Here is a 3,010-nt window from a genome sequence, read left to right as displayed (position 1 = left end):
GGTCCAACACACCACGGTTACCCCACACCGCCAAGCGAGCCTGCTCATCGACGTCGAGCACCTCGACCGAGGAGACTCGCTCGGTGGGGTCGGCGGTCATCGCCGCCAACACCCGCTCCAACCGGACAATCAGCAGCTCGATGCTGTGGGGGTCGAAGATATCGGTGTCGAATTCGATCCGCAGCCCCAGCTCCAGGCCGGGCGCCACTTGCAGCGTCAACGGGTAGTGGTTGTATTCACGGCTCGTGACCTCGTCGATGGCTAAGTCGTGGGCCCCTTTCACCGCGGTGGTCTCAACCGGATAGTTTGCGTACACGAACAAGGTGTCAAACAGTCGCTCGTGTCCCACGACCCGATGAATCTCGTTGAGCGCCAAGTGCTGATGCTCAAGGGTGTTGTTGTGGATGCGTTGCAGCTGCTCGAGCAGATCGGCCGTGGTCGTCGTCGCCGTGATAGTCGCCCGAACCGGCACGGTATTCACTAACAAGCCCACCATCGATTCCGCGCCGCTCAGCTCGGCGGGCCGCCCAGAGACCGTGATGCCAAAAGCGAGATCATGCTGGCCGGTCAACCCGGACAGCAGCTGTGCGAAGCCGGCCTGCAGCACGGTGCTGAGGGTCGTGTGACGCGAGCGCGCCAACTCCGCAAGGGCCAGCGTGGTCTGCTCAGACACCCTAGACGCCACAACACCGCGCCGTCCCAGCGTCAATCGGCCCGGCGGGCCAACCAAAGTGGGGGCCTCGAACCCGGTGAACACCTCGTGCCACGCCGCCTGGGCTGCAGCGCGATCTTGGGCGGTCAGCCAGTTCACAAACCGGCGATAGGGCACCGGAGCAGACAGCCGCTGCCCGTAATAGCTGGCGAAGATTTCCTGCAACAAGATCGGCAGCGACCAGCCATCGAGCACGATGTGGTGATTCGTCAGCACAAACCGGTGCCGATCGCCTGCGGTGCGGATCAACGCGGCCCGAAAAGCCGGCTGGCTGCCCAGATCGCACACCGCGGCCCGTTCGCTCGCACACAACCGCTGGATTTCGTCGCCGCCAGCCCCGTCGCCGTCGGTGCTGGTGTCCAATTCGACAAACCGCCAAGTCAACTCGGGCTCAGCCGGGATGATCTGCACCGGCTCCCCGAACCGGTCCCAGAACCGGGCCAGCAGGTTCGGGTGCCGGGTGAGCGCGGTGTGCACCGCTGCGCGAAGGCGGTCGGGGTCTAGACAGCCAGTCACGGTGATATCCAGCTGCACCGCATACACATCATCGCCGCCCTGGGCGGTACTGGCATGAAAGAGCAACCCCTGTTGCAACGGGGTCAACGGCAAAATATCGGCAACCCGGTCCTGCCGACACAACTCATTGATCTGAGCCTGACTCAACCGGGCGGGCACAATATCGGAGGGAGTCAATCCGCCCCCACCGTGTTGGACGTGCGCGCAGATACCAGCCAGGGCCTCAAGCCACAACTGGCTGAGCCGGCTGATCTGCTGCTCATCAAGTGCTGAACGTGCCCACGTCCAGGCCGCCTGCAGATGCGGGCCAGCCTCAGTCTCCACAGTGGCGGCGTTGAGCCCCACGGTGTGCATCAACGGCATCGCCACTGCCGTGGCCGCACCGGTCAACGACAAGACGTCCCGATCGAGCCCCCACAAACCAGCCGATATCTCAGCCTGGCCGCCCAACCGTCCCAAATAGTTAAACCCGATCACCGGATCCGACCCGGCCAGCTCAACCTCGGGATTCAAATACCGCAGCAGACCATACGTCAGAGGATGCGGCTGGGCGCGCAGCTGTTCTTTGACGTCCTTGATGACCGCCCCCAGCGCGGCTTCACCGGCCACCACCTGCGACCAGTCCAGCTCACCGACCACCAACGCCACCGGGTACTTGGTGGTGAACCAGCCCACCGTACGCGACAAGTCCACCTGGCGGGCAATCTCCTCGTGACGCCCGTGGCCCTCCACATCGATACCGACCGGCGTGGCAGCGGGACCCAGGAATTCCGCGAAGGCCAAGCCGAACGCGATCAACAAAATGTCTTGCACGCCAGCGTGAAACGCCGCGGGCACCTCACCGAGCAGCAGCCGGGTCGTCTCGACATCCAACGACACCGACAACCGCCCCGCACTCGCATACGTATCCACCCTTGGCTGCACCGCCGGCAAAGCGACGGGACTCGCCGCCACCTGCCGCCACACGTCGACTTGGGCCACAACCTCCGGGGCGTGGGCGTACTTATCGAGCAGCCCCGACCACCGGGCAAACGACGTACCCCCGACCGGCAGAGCGACCGGCTGACCACTGTGATACTGGGCCCAGGCGATATTGAAGTCCTCCAAAAGAATTCGCCATGACACCCCATCAATAGCCAGGTGGTGAACGATCAACACCAACTGGCCGGTGGCGCCTACCCACAGCGCACTGACCATCACCCCGGCGCCCGGGTTCAGCCGCGCCCGCGCCTCTACCAACGCGTCATCGCATAACGCGTCCACCTCCTGCAGGCAATCGCTGGCGTTCACCGACCCCGGCTCGGGTATCCATAGTGCCCATCCGCCGGCGTCATCGTCGATGCGCAGCCGCAACATGGCATGCCGATCCAGCAGGGCCTGCAACACGACCACCACGTCGGCCCCGGTGACCCCGGCTGGCGCCTGAACCACCATCGTCTGGTTGAACTGGTCAACCGGCCCGTCCACACCCTGCAGCCACCGCATGATCGGGGTGGGAACCACTGGCCCGACACCCTCGTCCATTGGGGCAAGCTCGCCACCGACCGCTACCTCGGCCACCCGGGCTAGCCGGGCCACGGTTTGCTCGATGAAGACATCACGCGGCCGACACAACAGGCCGGCCGCCCGCGCTCGGGCCACTACCTGCATCGACAGAATGCTGTCGCCGCCCAGGTCGAAGAAGGAGTCATCGATTCCGACGCGGTCGAGGCCGAGGATCTCGGCGTAGATGCCGGCCAGGATTTCCTCAATGGGGGTGCCGGGGGCGCGATACCCCTCACC

1 protein-coding gene is annotated in these 3,010 nt (G+C 64.8%); it reads right to left on the bottom strand.

Going from position 1 to position 3,010, the window contains the following annotated elements; genetic code table 11:
• Positions 1 to 3,010 (bottom strand): condensation domain-containing protein (locus A5692_RS25295; RefSeq protein WP_231984457.1); only part of this gene is annotated, 3,010 nt, incomplete at both ends.

It is taken from the genome of Mycobacterium sp. E342, assembly GCF_001667665.1.
Classification (GTDB): domain Bacteria; phylum Actinomycetota; class Actinomycetes; order Mycobacteriales; family Mycobacteriaceae; genus Mycobacterium.
This window is presented reverse-complemented; position numbering and strand designations above follow the sequence as displayed.